We start from the raw sequence: 13,425 nt of genomic DNA on the forward strand, positions 1-13,425 counted from the left end.
CGCCACCTGCGGGCCAACGGCGACCTCGCCATCCGCACCGGGGTCGATCCCGAGCGGGTGGTCATCGCCGAGGACGGCGTCGTCGTCGACCTCGTCGACGGGCGTGCGTCGATCACCGGCAAGGTGCCCGCGGGCAACGTCTACGTGGACGGCATGGAAGTCGGAGGCGCCACCGAGGCGTCCCTCAAGGACCGCCTCACCCTCGCGGAAGAAGGCGTGGTCACCGTGGTGGCGATCGTCGACGCCGACACCGGCGCCCTCGCCGAGACTCCCGACTTCCTGGCCCGCGGATTCGTCCACGACGACACCACCTTCGAACCGGTCATCCCTGTCATCGAGAAGACTCTGGCGACCGCGGCCCAGGAAGGCGTCGGCGACGCGCACCAACTCGAACAGCTCATCGCCCGCGCCGTGGCGAACTGGGCGTTCCGGACTCACCGCCGCAAGCCCCTCATCATCCCCGTCATCATCGACGCCTGACCGGGCCCCTTCCCCTCCCCTGCCCTGGCCGGCAGCCGGGACGGTTTCGCGCCTGCGTCTGCACCTGCGCAGAGCGGGTTCCAGGCACCGGCTTCCGGCACCGACGGTGCGTCAGAAAGGTAAACGGATGAGCGCGCGTTTCGAGGAGATCGACTGGCGCACGACAGCGATGGGCGACATCAGCCTGCGGCGCCGACGCGACCCGGCATCGGGCACCGATGTGTACGAGGTGAAGCTCGGCGACGAGTTCTTGATGTCCAGCATCTTCACAACCGGCGAGATCGCGCTTGCGAAAATCGGACTGGCCGAACTGCCGGACGCCGAACTGGACATCGCCGTCGGCGGACTCGGACTCGGGTACACCGCCGAGGCCGCGCTGGACGACCCCCGGGTGCGCTCGCTGACCGTAATCGAAACGCTCGCCGAAGTCATCGACTGGCATCAGCGGGGCCTGGTCCCCCTCGGCGCCCGGCTGACTTCGGACGTCCGCTGCCGCCTGGTTCAAGGCGACTTCTTCGCGATGGCTGCCGATGCGTGCGGTCTGGACCCGAAGGAGCCGGGCCGCCGCTTCCACGCCATCCTGTTGGATGTCGACCACTCACCGCGCCATCTGCTCCACCCGCGCCACGCGGCGCTCTACCAGCCTGCCGGGCTCCGCGCTCTCACCGAACGCCTCCACCCCAACGGGGTCTTCGCCCTGTGGTCGAACGACCCGCCCGACGAGCAGTTCACCTCCGCACTCACAGAGGTCTTCCCGCGATCAGCGGCCCATATCGTCGACTTCGACAATCCCCTGCAAGGCGGCGCCTCGACCAACACCATCTACGTGGCCAGGACAGAACCGGGCCCGCCGTAGGGAGCTCGACAACGGCGACCAGGACTGCCGGGGTCCGCGCCACTGAGGTGATGAGCTGAGGAGAATGGGACTCGGTCCGTCCGGGGTGGCCGGCGCTGATGCTCAGGTACGCGGCCTCGGACGAGGTGTAGTCGAGTTCGGCCATGGGGCCGGTGTAGCGGAGCACATCGACGTCGCGGCCGTCGGCGCGGTCCGAGAAGATTCAGGTCGCACTGACCGGCGGCACCGCGATCTCCCTCGCTCACCAGCCACCAGAACTCAGACATTCCCGCAGATCAACGAACCCTTCCGCGCGGCTTCAGCGGCACCGCCGGCAGCTCAGGGGCAGGCAGCGGACCCCCGTCGTACCCCTTCACCTCCCCGAACCGCGAGCCTTCCATCCAGTCCTGACGCGCCTGCACGATCTCTTCCTGGGACCGTCCGATCCAGTTCCAGAACATGATCAGCTCCTCCTCGAACGGCTCACCGCCCAGGAGCATCAGGCCCGCGTCCGACTCGGCGCGCAGCGGAAGTTCGGTGCGGCCGCAGCCGAGGTAGAGCATCGAGCCGGGCAGCACCGGCACACCGTCCACCCGGGCCTCGCCGGACATGGACAGCACGGCGTACTCGAAGTCGGGTTCCAGCGGGAGGCGTACGTCCGTGCCACGAGTGAGGGCGAGGTCCGCGCCGACGATCGGGGTGTACGTCGTGCCGGGCGAGGTCGCTCCGTCGAGGTCGCCGAGGAGCAGCGTGGCCGTCACGCCCGGTGCCGTGACAAGCGGCAGCTCGGCGTGGTGCTCGAAGCGCGGGTCGGTGTGGCGGTGGCCGTCCGGGAGGGCGACCCACAGCTGGGCGCCGTGCAGGAAGCGGGCGTGGGACTTCGGGCTCTCCTCGGAGTGGCTGATCGCCCGGCCGGAGGTCATCAGGCCCAGTTCGCGCGGGCGGATCGTCTGCAGGCTGCCGGTCGAGTCGCGGTGCAGCACCTCGCCCTCGTGCAGCCAGCTCACCGTCTGCAGCCCCATGTGCGGATGCGGCGGCACCTGCATGCCGGGCTCGTCGGCGATGTCGTCGGGGCCGTAGTGATCGACGAAGCACCAGGCGCCGACCATACGGCGGCCCAGGTTGGGCAGCAGCCGGCGGACCTCGCTCGACTCGCCGAGCTTGACGTGGCGCGGGCTGAGGAGTTCCCGCACGGGTTCGGCCACCACGAAGCCACGGCCGCCGCACAGGGCGGGAACCGCCTCGCGATCAAGATTGCTCATGTCGCTCAACCTAGCCCCGTGCGGGCTTCCGCGTCAGGTCAACGAGCCCTCCCTCATTAGTAGTCATGTATATGGTTTCCATGTACTGTATCCGTGGACACCGAGAAGCAGAGGAGTAGTCATGATCACCACCGCACTCACCGTCGACGGCCGAGTCATCGCCCTGGCCCACTACGCCGGACGCGCGGTCCTGGAGTCCGTCCTGGCCCGCTACGGCATGGCGTTCCAGGAGATGGTGACCCTGCGGCTCGTGGCGGTCGCCGACGCCCCCGTCGAGCGCGAGGACCTCGTCGGGCAGGTCGTCGACGCGCTCAAGGTGGACGGCGCGGACGTGCACGGCGTCGTCGAAGAGCTGCTCGCCAAGGGGCTCGTGGCGACCGAAGCGACGCGGCTTCGGGTCACCGGAGCCGGGCGGGAGCTGTACGACCTGGCGAGCGCCGAGACCGGCGAGATCTCCGCCCGGATCTACACCGGCATCCCGGTCGAGGACCTGGCGACGACCGGGCGCGTACTGACTCTGGTCACCGGGCGGGCGAACACGGAGCTGGCCGCCCTCACCAAGTAGCGGAACGCAAGGAGTGGAATGTTTGACGATCCTTCGGGGTTGAGGCCCGCGAAGGAGGTCAGCAGTGGACACGACGTACTACGACCACGGAACGCCGGCGGAGCGCTGGGAGCGCGCGCGGATGTTCTTCGACGCGAAGGACTACGCCGCCGCGGCGCGCACCCTGAGCGGGCTGGTCGAGGAGGTGCCGGAGCAGACCGGACCGCGGCTGCTGCTGGCGCGTGCCTACTACCACTCGGCCCAACTGCGGCGCGCGGAGGCCCAGTTGCGGGTCATCGTCGAGCGCGACCCGGTGGAGCACTACGCCCGGCTGATGCTCGGCCGCACCTTGCAGCGGCAGGGCCGACACGAGGATGCGGAACCGCACATGCGCCTCGCCTCGGCGCTCTCGGGCGACTTCGAGCAGCTCTGACGCGTCACGCGTCGCTCGGGCCCGGCTCCCCTGCGGGAGCCGGGCCCGAGTCATGTCCCACCGCCGCCCCGGAGCCCTACTTCACGCCGACGCCGCCCGCAGGTGTGCGCAGGCCGCGGCGGTGGGCGATCTCGCCGAGGACGACGTCGACGGCGATGAAGGCGGCCAGCGGGATGCCGAGCAGCGGCACGAAATAACCGAGCACGGCGATGACCGCCACACACGGCAGGAGGATCTGCGGGGGCACCTGCTGCCAGGCACCGCGCGGGATCGGCCGGCCGAAGGCGGAACCGCGGCCGCGCTGCCACCACATGCGGTAGCCCCACACGATCAGCAGGATCAGGCAGAGGGCGAGCAGCATCAGGGCGATCTGGTTGACCAGGCCGAACAGCACGCCGGTGTGCAGGTCGATGCCCCAGCGGGTCAGCTTGGCGAGCAGCGGGTAGTCGTCGAACCGCAGGACGTCGGTGACCTCGCCGCCGGCCGGGTCGATCGCGACCGAGTCCTGCTTCTCGGGCCAGCTGCGCTGCACCTGCTTCACGACGTACGCCGAGGAGGAGTCGGCCGGCGGGACGATCTCTACGGGATCGCCCAGGCCTTCGGCGCGGGCGGCCGCCAGGACCTGGTCCAGGCCGACGCCGTGCTCGGCGTCCCCGGCCGAGGCAGACGCGCCGTGGCCCGCGTGCTCGCCGCCCGCCGTCGCCGTGACCGACGGGGTGGAGTGGCCGAGCGAGGTGCGCAGCTCGTCGATGTTGGCCCCGGCGTAGGTCGACCAGGTCAGGCCGGTCGCCGAGAGGAAGAAGAAGCCGACCGCGGCCCAGACGCCGACGGTGCCGTGCAGGCCGAGGGTGCGGCGGCGGCCACTGGAGCCGCGCACCTTGCGCAGGGCGCGACGGCGGGAGAACCACAGCACCAGTCCGCCGGCCGCTGTCACCCACAGCCAGCTCGCGGCGAACTCGCTGTAGAGGCGGCCGGTGTCGCCGAGGTGCAGGTCGCGGTGGAACTCGTCGATCCAGGTGCGCAGCGGGAGCGCGCCGGTCGAGCCGTACTGTTCGAGGGATCCGCGCACCTCGGCGGTGTACGGGTCGACGAACACGGCGAGCGTGTGGTCCGGGTCGACGCCCTTGACTCCCGCAAGGAGCACCCTGGTGGTCGCATCGTCCTCCGGTGAGGGACGTACGGCCGAGACCGTTCCGTCGGGATGCGCCTCGCGGGCGGCGGCGACCTGCTCGGAGATCGGCAGCTTGCTGTCGCCGACGGCGGAGACGGTCATCTCGTCGGCGTACACGAACTTCTCGGCCTGGAACGCGCCGGCGTACAGGAAGCCGGTGACGGCGGCGACGAGCAGGAACGGCGCGACGAGCAGGCCGGCGTAGAAGTGCAGGCGCAGGACCAGCGGGCGCAGTGGGGCCCATCGGCTGGGGGACGGCGCCGGGTCGGCTGCGGGTTGCGTGGCCTCGTCCGTGGTGGTCGAGGGAGCGGTGGACATCGGCGGGCTTCTCCCGGGGCTGGGGATGTATCTCGGCTGTGGCGCTTCAGATGTCGGATGCGAACGGCGCCGAGTTCCCGGCGAGTTGAGTGCTGTGCGTCACACGAGAGGGGTGGGGTGCCAGCGGCGCCGTGGCATCCTGGCGCGATGGCATCTCCCCATGAGCGCACGCCCCTTGCCGAGCTGGTCGAGGAACTCCTGGCCACGGACGGCCCGTTGACCGTCGTGGTGGCCGGCGATCCGGTGCTGCGGCGCGGCACCGAGCGATTCGAGGGGCAGCTCGATCCCACGCTGCTGGCCCGCTTCATCGACGCCCTGCGCCTGACCATGCACGCGGCGCCCGGCGTGGGCCTCGCCGCGCCGCAGGTCGGGGTGCCGCTGCGGATCGCCGTCATCGAGGATCCGGCGCCCGTGCCCGAGGAGGTACGGCTGGCGCGCGGGCGGGTGCCGCAGCCGTTCCGAGTGCTGGTCAATCCGTCCTACGAACCTGTCGGCACCGCCCGTGCCGCGTTCTTCGAGGGCTGCCTGAGCGTGCCGGGCTGGCAGGCCGTGGTGGCCCGGCACGCCGCGGTGCGGCTGACCGGCGAGGACGAACGGGGCCGTGCGGTGGACGAGGTGTTCACCGGCTGGCCCGCGCGGATCGTTCAGCACGAGACGGACCACCTCGACGGCACGCTGTACCTGGACCGCGCGGAACTGCGCTCGCTGTCCGCGAACCAGGCGATGGCCGGGCGGTGGACGCAGCCGACACCTGAGGAGGCGGCCGCGTCCCTCGGCTTCGAGCTGCCCTAGTTGTCCCGGTAGGCCTCCAGCAACCGCAGCCAGACCTCGCTGATCGTCGGGTACGACGGCACCGCGTGCCACAGCCTGCTGACCGGCACCTGGCCGGCGACGGCGACGGTCGCGGAGTGGATCAGTTCGCCGACGCCGGGGCCGACGAAGGTGACGCCGAGCAGGATCTCGCGTTCCAGGTCGACGACCATGCGGGCGCGGCCCCGGTAGCCGTCGCCGTACAGGCTCGCCCCGGCGACCGAGGCGAGGTCGTAGTCGACGGCGCGGACGCGGTGTCCGGCCTGTTCCGCCTCGGCCAGCGAGATTCCTACGGAGGCGGCCTCCGGGTCGGTGAAGACGACCTGCGGAACGGCGTCGTGGTCGGCGGTGGCGGCGTGGGCGCCCCAGGGGTCGGACTCCAGGATGGGCACTCCGGAGGCCCGGGCGGCGATGGCGGCACCCGCGATGCGGGCCTGGTACTTGCCCTGGTGGGTGAGGAGGGCGCGGCGGTTGGCGTCGCCGACCGCGTACAGCCACTGGCTGCCGGTGACGCGCAGGCTGTCGTCGACCTCCAGCCAGGAGCCGGGCTCCAGGCCGACCGTGTCCAGGCCGATGTCGTCGGTGCGCGGGGCGCGGCCGGTGGCGAAGAGGATCTCGTCGGCCTCGATACGGTCGCCGGTGCCGGTGACGACCACCACCGTGCCGTTCTCGCGGGTCACCGACTCGACCGAGGTGCCGGTGCGGACGTCGGCGCCCGCTTCGGTGAGCGCCTCGGCGACCAGTTCGCCGGCGAACGGCTCCATGCGGTTGAGCAGGCCCTTGCCCCGGACGAGGAGCGTGACCTGCGAGCCGAGGGCCTGCCAGGCGGTGGCCATCTCGGTGGCGACCACTCCCCCGCCGACCACGACCAGACGGCCGGGCACCTCCTGCGCGGCGGTCGCCTCGCGGCTGGTCCACGGCCGCACGTCGGCCAGGCCCGGCAGGTCGGGCAGGGCGGCGCGGGTGCCGGTGCAGACGGCCACGGCGTGCCGCGCGGTCAGGACGTGCCGTTCGCCGTCCGGCCCGGTCACCGCCACGGTGCGCGGTCCGGCGAGCCGGCCGTGGCCGCGGTAGAGGTCGGCGCCGATGCCGTCGAGCCATTGGACCTGGCCGTCGTCCTTCCAGTGGGAGGTGTACTCGTTCCGTCGTGCGAGGACCGCGGCGGCGTCGAGGGGGCCCTGAACCGCCTGGCTCAGACCGGGCAGGCGGCGGGCGTCGGCGTGGGCGATGACCGGGCGCAGCAGGGCCTTGCTGGGCATGCACGCCCAGTACGAGCACTCGCCGCCGACCAGCTCGCTCTCCACGATCGCGGTGGAGAGGCCGGCCGCACGGGTGCGGTCGGCGACGTTCTCCCCCACGGGCCCGGCCCCGAGCACCACGACGTCGTACGCGATGGATTCCGATTCCGTCATGGGGTCAGTCTGGTGGGTGGTGTGCGCGGTGGCCACACGGGTACGTGCGCGGAATACGGACCAGGGCGGCCTTGTTGTGCCAGCGGCTTCGCCCCGACATCAGGAAGAGGGATCACGTCATGAGCAGCACCGTGGAGCTCACCAAGGAGAACTTCGACCAGACGGTCACGGACAACGAGTTCGTCCTGATCGACTTCTGGGCGTCCTGGTGCGGTCCGTGCCGTCAGTTCGCGCCCGTGTACGAGAAGGCGGCCGAGGAGAACCCGGACCTGGTGTTCGGCAAGGTGGACACCGAGGCGCAGCCGGAGCTGGCCGCCGCCTTCGGCATCCAGTCGATTCCCACGCTGATGATCGTCCGCGACCAGGTGGCCGTGTTCGCGCAGCCCGGCGCCCTGCCCGAGGCCGCCCTGACGGACGTCATCGGGCAGGCCCGGAAGCTGGACATGGACGAGGTCCGCAAGGCGGTCGCCGAGCAGCAGGCCCAGGCCGAGCAGAACCCCCAGTAAGCAGCCGCGGCAGACGTATCTCAGAAGGGGTACGGCGCCACGTCGCCGCGCACCGTCGTCCAGCGCACCTCGGTGAAGGCCTCCAGGTTGGCCTCGCCGCCGAAGCGGGCGCCGGTGCCGGACGCGGCGATCCCGCCGAAGGGGGCGACGGCCTCGTCGTTCACGGTCTGGTCGTTGATGTGGACGATGCCGGTCGGGATCCGCTCGGCCAGGTCGAGGCCGCGGGTGGTGTCCCGGGTGACGATGCCGAGCGAGAGGCCGTACGGGCCGTCCGCGGCCAGGGCGGCCGCCTCCTCGGCGGTGTCGAAGGACCGCACGGGCGCGACCGGGCCGAACACCTCCTCGGTGTAGGCGGGCGTGTGGTCGTCCACGCCCGCGAGGACCGTCGGCCGGTAGAAGAGCCGGTCGTGCGTGCCGCCCGCGGCCAGCTTGGCGCCGCCGGACGTGCTGGCCTCCACCAGGCCGTGCACCTTGGCGAGTTGGCCGGAGTCGATGACCGGGCCGAGGTGGACCTGCTCGCGGTACGGGTCGCCGACGGCGAGCGAGTCGGCCTTCGCCGCGAGCCGCTCGACGTACTCCTCGTACACGGAGCGGTGGACGAGATGGCGGCCGGTGGTCATGCAGATCTGGCCCTGGTGGAAGAAGGAACCCCAGGCGGCCGTGGAGATCACCGCGTCGAGGTCGGCGTCCTCCAGCACGATCAGGGCGGAGTTGCCGCCCAGTTCCAGGTGTGCGCGCTTGAGGTGGCGGCCGGCGGCCTCGCCCACGGCCCGGCCGGCCGCGGTCGACCCGGTGAAGGAGATGACCGGCACGCGCGGATCGGCGACCAGGGCCTGGCCGGCCTCCGGGCCGCCCGGCAGGACGTGCAGCAGGCCCTCCGGCAGGCCCGCCTCGGCGAAGACCGCGGCGAGCGACAGCCCGCCGCAGACCGCCGTGCGCGGGTCCGGCTTCAGGACGACCGCGTTGCCGAGCGCGAGGGCCGGGGCGACGGAACGGATGGAGAGGATCAGCGGGGCGTTGAAGGGGGAGATCACGCCCACCACGCCGACCGGGACGCGCCGCGTGTAGGACAGGCGGGGCGCCTCGGTGGGCAGCACCTGTCCGGCCGGGCGGGAGGCGAGGGCGGCGGCCTCGTAGCACTCCTGGGCGGCGACGTGCAGTTCGAAGTCGGCCTTTCCGGGGATGGACCCGGACTCGCGGACGAGCCATTCGCGCAGTTCGTCGGCGTGCGCGGCGAACAGGTCGCCCGCCTTGCGCAGTACCCCGGCACGTACGAAGTGGGGGACGCGCGCCCACTCGGTCTGGGCGGTGCGGGCGACCCGCGCGGCCTTGTCGACGTCCTCGGCGGCGGCGAGGGTGACGGTGCCGAGCGTGTCGCCGGTGGCGGGCTCGGTGACGGCGTGTGCGGGGCTCGACAAGGGGCGGGGCTGCCAGGTCTGGGGGTCGAGCAAGGGCATGACGGCTCTCCGTTCGTCACCGGCGGGGTTCATGGCACTGACACGTGTGCCCGTCTAGTTGAACATGCAACATACTAGCCAGGTGAAGGTGCCGTAACCGCGCAGAGACATCACGCAGTCGTCCGGGAGGGGGATCAGTCGGTCGTCAGCTGGAGTCGCGGTGGACCACGGACGCGCCGAGCACCTTGTGGGTCTCGGGTGCGGCGGTGGGGTTGCGCACCGCGTGGTCGACCAGTTCGGCGAGGTCGCGGCCGTAGGGCAGTTCGATGTGGACCGTGCTGAGCCGGGGCCGCAGCAGCCGGCCGAGCATCAGGTCGTCTGCGCCGATCACGGCCGTGTCCTGCGGGATGCGGACGCCCTCGTCCTGGAGGGCGCTCATCAGCAGCATGGCGTACTCGTCGTTGTACGCGAACACGGCGTCGAGGCCGAGGTCACCCCAGCGGGCGGCGAGCCGCGCGGCGGCGGCCTCCTCGTAGGCGAGGGGCAGAACGGTGACGGTGGCGTCCGTGCCGTGGAGGGCACTTCGTACGCCCTTGAGGCGGGGCACGGAGAAGGACTCCAGGCCGGGTTCCTCGGGCACGACGACGCCGATACGGCGCCGGCCGCAGGCGTAAAGGTGGACGCCGGCGCAGTGACCGACGGCCTCGTGGTCCATGAGCAGGGCGTGGGCGCCTTCGACGGAGTCGGGGCCGAGGGTGACCACGGCCCGGGCGCCGGAGCGCTTGAGCACGGTCACGCCCTTGGGGCCGAGGCCGGAGCCCGGCACCAGAACGGCGACCGGGCGCAGTTCGGCCCAGGCGCGGGCGGCCTCGTCGCCGTACAGCCCGACCGTGCCGTACTGCACGACCGTGTAGTCGAGGCGGCCGAGCGCCCACTGGAGTTCGCTGATGAACTGGCTGTAGAGCGGGCCGACGGGGAAGGTCGGCGCGGGCATCAGGACCATGCGGCTGTGTCCGGCGCGCAGGCTGCGGGCCGCGGCGTGCGGCACGTACCCGAGTTCCTTGGCGGCCTCGTGGACGCGGCGGCGCGTGGGCTCGCTGATCCGGACGGCGCTGGTGTTGTTGAGGACGTAGGAGACGGTCGCGCGCGAGACGCCGGCCAGGCGGGCCACATCAGCGCTCGTGGGCACGGAGCGCGGTACGGGCGACGCGGGCGTGGGCGTTTTCGGTATCTGCACCATGACGTACCGCATCTTTGCAGAACCTGTGCCCGAGGTTTCGAGCGGGGGAACTTCGTGACGGTTTACGGCAGTTGGGTCGGCCGGGGCTGTTCGGACGCGGCCGTCACCCGGTCGACCAGGTCGCACCAACCGGCTTCCAGGCGCTCCATCGGCATCCCGCACTGCCGGGTCAGGTGATGGACCAGGACGGCACCGAGGTACCCCATGAGCGCATGGGCGAGGATCTCGCAGTCCGCCTCCGGCACCGCCTGGCGCAGCAGCAGGGTCACGTGGCTGCGCTGCACCTGGCGGGGCGGTACGGAGAAGCGGCGGTCCGGGCTCGGCTCGGCCGCCAGTTGCAGCTCCAGCTCGTCGGCCGAGCGGCGCAGGAGGGCGCAGCCGAACGCCCGGAGCCGCTCGACGGGGGGCGCCCCGGGTCCGAGCGGCGGGGGTCCACTGAGGAAGGCGGCCTGGAACTTCTTCTCGGAGTGGTCCAGCAGCGCCGTCAGCAGACCGGTGCGGTCGCCGAAGCGGCGGAAGACCGTCCCCTTGCCCACGTTCGCGGCGGTCGCCACCGCTTCCATGGTCACCCCGTTCGCGCCGTGTTCCTCCACCAGCCGTGCGGCGGCCTCAAGGAGGCGGGCCCGGTTGCGCGCGGCGTCGGCGCGCAGGCAGGGCTCTTCCTCGACGGACCCGACCTGCAGCAACTCCGGCTGCAGGACCGGCTCCTGAGATTTCGGAGAGGGGGGCGAGGCGGTGGACATGAAAACAGCGTAAAGCATCGGGAAGAAACTGGACCGCGGTCCGGTTAGGATGCTAGACATGAACCGGACCTCGGTCCGGTTCGTAACGGCAGTGTTTCAGTCCCTGGGAGTTCTCATGTCTGTTCGCATCCTCGCGCTCGTCGGCAGCCTTCGCGCCGGTTCGACCAACCGCCAGCTCGCCGAGGCAGCCGTCAAGCACGCCCCCGAGGGCGCTGACGTGGTGCTCTTCGAGGGCCTGGCCGACGTGCCCTTCTACAACGAGGACATCGACGTCGAGGGCAAGGTCCCGGCCGCCGCCGCAAAGCTGCGCGAGGCCGCCAACGGCGCCGACGCCTTCCTGCTCTTCTCGCCCGAGTACAACGGCACCATCCCGGCCGTCCTGAAGAACGCCATCGACTGGCTGTCCCGCCCCTTCGGCGCCGGTGCCTTCGGCGGCAAGCCGGTCGCGGTGGTCGGCACCGCCTTCGGCCAGTACGGCGGCGTGTGGGCGCAGGACGAGGCCCGCAAGAGCGTGGGCATCGCCGGCGGCAAGGTGCTGGAGGACGTCAAGCTCTCCATCCCCGGTTCCCTCACCCGCTTCGCCGAGACCCACCCGGCCGACGACGCCGAGGTCGTCGCGCAGCTGACCGAGGTGGTCACCCACCTGCACAGCAACGTCGGTGAGGCGGCTGCCGCCTGAGCGGTGCCCTGAGGTCCCCGGAGGGGGCCGGAGTTCCTGGTCTGCCGCCAGGCCCGTGCGAGCGCGGGCAGGCCAGGAGCTCCGGCCCCCTCTCCGTCTCGCGTCAGGCCACCGCCGTGGGTGCCAGCTCCCGCAGCTCCTCCAGCGCGGCCACGATCGCCGGGCGTGCCCGGCCGCCGCGGCGGGTACAGGTGAGCAGCTTGCGGTGCGGGTTGCCCGTGCAGCGCACCCGCGCGATCGGCAGGTGCGGGGTCAGCTGGGCGAGCCGCGGGATCAGCGCGACGCCGAGCCGGTGGGCGACCAGATGTGCGGCGACGTTCCAGTCCATCGCGTGGTGGACCACGTTCGGTGTGAACCCGGCCTCACCGCACGCCGACAGCACATGCGGACGGCAGGGGCTGTCCGGCACCGGGGCGATCCAGTCCTCGTGCGCGGCCTCCGCGAGATCGACGTCCGCACGCCCGGCCAGCGAGTGTCCCTCGGGGACGACGAGGTCGAACGGGTCGTCCAGGAGCGGCTGTTGGTCGAAGCGGGCGTCGCTCAGGGAGGGGTTGTACACCGTCGCCTCGACGACCGCCAGATCGATCTCCCCCTCGAAGAGCAGGTCGAAGCTCTCGGGTACCTCTGCCTCCTGGATGCGCAGGTCCAGTCGCGGGTGACGGGCGCGCAGCCGGGCCGCCATGGGCGCCAGCAGCACGGAGACGGCCAGCGGAAAGCCGCTCATGCGCAGCGGCCCGGCGGGCTCGCCGCAGTCGGCGCGCAGGTCGAGTTCGGCCTGTTCCCAGCGGGCCTGGATGGCGTCGGCGTGCGTGAGCAGGCTCTCGGCGGCCGGGGTGAGCCGGACCCCGCGCCCCTGTGGTTCCAGGAGGTCGACGCCCAGGTCGCGGGCCAGCTGCCGGATCTGCTGGGAGGCGGCGGACGGGGTGAAGTGCAGGGCGCGGGCGGCGGCGGTGACCGTGCCGTAGTGCGCGACCGCCCGCAGGACGTGGAGCCGGCGCAGATCAATCATGAAGTCCACGCTTCAAGGTGTGGTCCACAAAGTCAACCTGGACGTGTACGGAGACTCCGACGCACCCTGGCTGTGTCGCGACGGCCACCAGCCATTCCGTACGAAGGAGTTCCCGATGACCAGCACGACCGGTGCCGTCTGCCCGCACTGCGGATGGCCCGACGGCGCCGAGCCCTTCCAGGTGGTGTCCCGGCACAGCACGGCGGCGGGCCACACGGTGTGGACGCGCTGCGGCTGCGGCTCGTTGCAGGTCCGGGTCGTCGACGAGCGCGGCATGCGGATCGTCTCCCGCAGCCGGCCCGCCGCCGCCACCCAGCCGTGCCCGGCCGGCTGCTGAACGGCGGGTGTTGCGAAGGTCGCCCTCCCGCGAGAGCGGCCCGGCCGCCGAGCGAGGTGGCGATCTTGGCGAGCAGGCCGGGGTGGCGGTAGGTCACGCCGTTACCAGGGGTCGCGCCGTACGACCTCCGCGGGTGCGTCGGCCGGGTCGAGTCCGGCGAGCACGGACTCGCGCCACGGCCGGTGCACTCCTACGACGGCTTCGGTTGGCCGGGGGTGTGCGCACCGCTGGCCACACTCGCCACAGTGA

At 71.8% G+C, this 13,425-nt stretch carries 14 protein-coding genes and 1 pseudogene; 8 read left to right on the forward strand and 7 right to left on the reverse strand.

Annotated elements, in window-relative coordinates; all coding sequences use genetic code 11:
• Positions 1-480: pseudogene (locus ABT063_RS25400) on the forward strand (RNase J family beta-CASP ribonuclease); the annotation flags it as partial.
• 127 nt (positions 481-607) lie between these two features.
• Positions 608-1,336, forward strand: coding sequence for a polyamine aminopropyltransferase (locus ABT063_RS25405; protein ID WP_351060551.1), 729 nt, complete (start codon positions 608-610; stop codon positions 1,334-1,336).
• 275 nt (positions 1,337-1,611) lie between these two features.
• Here the strand turns inward: ABT063_RS25405 and ABT063_RS25410 are convergent, their stop codons facing one another.
• The gene (locus tag ABT063_RS25410) at positions 1,612-2,577 is read right to left on the reverse strand and encodes a pirin family protein (protein WP_351060554.1); all 966 of its coding nucleotides are present in this window, start codon (positions 2,575-2,577) and stop codon (positions 1,612-1,614) included.
• A gap of 121 nt (positions 2,578-2,698) precedes the next feature.
• On the opposite strand from ABT063_RS25410, the gene ABT063_RS25415 reads away from it, so the two are divergent.
• Complete coding sequence (locus ABT063_RS25415; RefSeq protein WP_351060557.1) at positions 2,699-3,142, forward strand: winged helix DNA-binding protein; 444 nt, start codon at positions 2,699-2,701, stop codon at positions 3,140-3,142.
• A gap of 64 nt (positions 3,143-3,206) precedes the next feature.
• Complete coding sequence (locus ABT063_RS25420) at positions 3,207-3,554, forward strand: tetratricopeptide repeat protein (protein WP_351060559.1); 348 nt, start codon at positions 3,207-3,209, stop codon at positions 3,552-3,554.
• 76 nt (positions 3,555-3,630) lie between these two features.
• Here ABT063_RS25420 and ABT063_RS25425 read toward each other — a convergent pair whose 3' ends face one another.
• Positions 3,631-5,043, reverse strand: a complete 1,413-nt coding sequence (locus ABT063_RS25425; RefSeq protein ID WP_351060562.1) for a PepSY-associated TM helix domain-containing protein — start codon at positions 5,041-5,043, stop codon at positions 3,631-3,633.
• Positions 5,044-5,190: 147 nt separating this feature from the next.
• On the opposite strand from ABT063_RS25425, the gene ABT063_RS25430 reads away from it, so the two are divergent.
• Entirely contained in the window at positions 5,191-5,835 is a 645-nt protein-coding gene (locus tag ABT063_RS25430) for a peptide deformylase (RefSeq protein WP_351060565.1), read from the forward strand.
• Here ABT063_RS25430 and ABT063_RS25435 read toward each other — a convergent pair.
• The gene (locus tag ABT063_RS25435; RefSeq protein ID WP_351060568.1) at positions 5,832-7,265 is read right to left on the reverse strand and encodes a dihydrolipoyl dehydrogenase family protein; all 1,434 of its coding nucleotides are present in this window, start codon (positions 7,263-7,265) and stop codon (positions 5,832-5,834) included. The genes ABT063_RS25430 and ABT063_RS25435 overlap by 4 nt on opposite strands.
• A gap of 119 nt (positions 7,266-7,384) precedes the next feature.
• Between ABT063_RS25435 and trxA the strand changes: the two genes are divergently transcribed.
• The gene (gene trxA / locus ABT063_RS25440) at positions 7,385-7,771 is read left to right on the forward strand and encodes a thioredoxin (RefSeq protein ID WP_351060571.1); all 387 of its coding nucleotides are present in this window, start codon (positions 7,385-7,387) and stop codon (positions 7,769-7,771) included.
• Positions 7,772-7,791: 20 nt separating this feature from the next.
• Here the strand turns inward: trxA and ABT063_RS25445 are convergent, their stop codons facing one another.
• The 3 genes from ABT063_RS25445 to ABT063_RS25455 all read right to left on the reverse strand — a co-directional run bounded on the left by ABT063_RS25445 (position 7,792) and on the right by ABT063_RS25455 (position 11,151).
• A complete protein-coding gene (locus tag ABT063_RS25445; protein ID WP_351060574.1) occupies positions 7,792-9,228 on the reverse strand; it encodes a benzaldehyde dehydrogenase in 1,437 nt (478 codons plus the stop codon).
• 145 nt (positions 9,229-9,373) lie between these two features.
• Positions 9,374-10,420: a LacI family DNA-binding transcriptional regulator gene (locus ABT063_RS25450; RefSeq protein ID WP_351060577.1), complete on the reverse strand. Its 1,047-nt coding sequence runs from the start codon at positions 10,418-10,420 to the stop codon at positions 9,374-9,376.
• 50 nt (positions 10,421-10,470) lie between these two features.
• Positions 10,471-11,151, reverse strand: coding sequence for a TetR/AcrR family transcriptional regulator (locus ABT063_RS25455; protein ID WP_351060580.1), 681 nt, complete (start codon positions 11,149-11,151; stop codon positions 10,471-10,473).
• A gap of 115 nt (positions 11,152-11,266) precedes the next feature.
• On the opposite strand from ABT063_RS25455, the gene ABT063_RS25460 reads away from it, so the two are divergent.
• A complete protein-coding gene (locus ABT063_RS25460) occupies positions 11,267-11,830 on the forward strand; it encodes an NAD(P)H-dependent oxidoreductase (protein WP_351060583.1) in 564 nt (187 codons plus the stop codon).
• A 103-nt stretch (positions 11,831-11,933) separates the two neighbouring features.
• On the opposite strand, the gene ABT063_RS25465 is transcribed toward ABT063_RS25460, so the two are convergent.
• Entirely contained in the window at positions 11,934-12,839 is a 906-nt protein-coding gene (locus ABT063_RS25465; protein ID WP_351060879.1) for a LysR family transcriptional regulator, read from the reverse strand.
• Between the two features lie 115 nt (positions 12,840-12,954).
• Here ABT063_RS25465 and ABT063_RS25470 point away from each other — a divergent pair, with 115 nt between their 5' ends.
• Positions 12,955-13,176, forward strand: coding sequence for a hypothetical protein (locus ABT063_RS25470; protein ID WP_351060586.1), 222 nt, complete (start codon positions 12,955-12,957; stop codon positions 13,174-13,176).
• The last annotated feature ends 249 nt before the right edge of the window (positions 13,177-13,425 follow it).

It is taken from the genome of Streptomyces sp. NPDC002838 (assembly GCF_040295365.1).
In the GTDB taxonomy this organism is placed as follows: Bacteria; Actinomycetota; Actinomycetes; order Streptomycetales; family Streptomycetaceae; genus Streptomyces.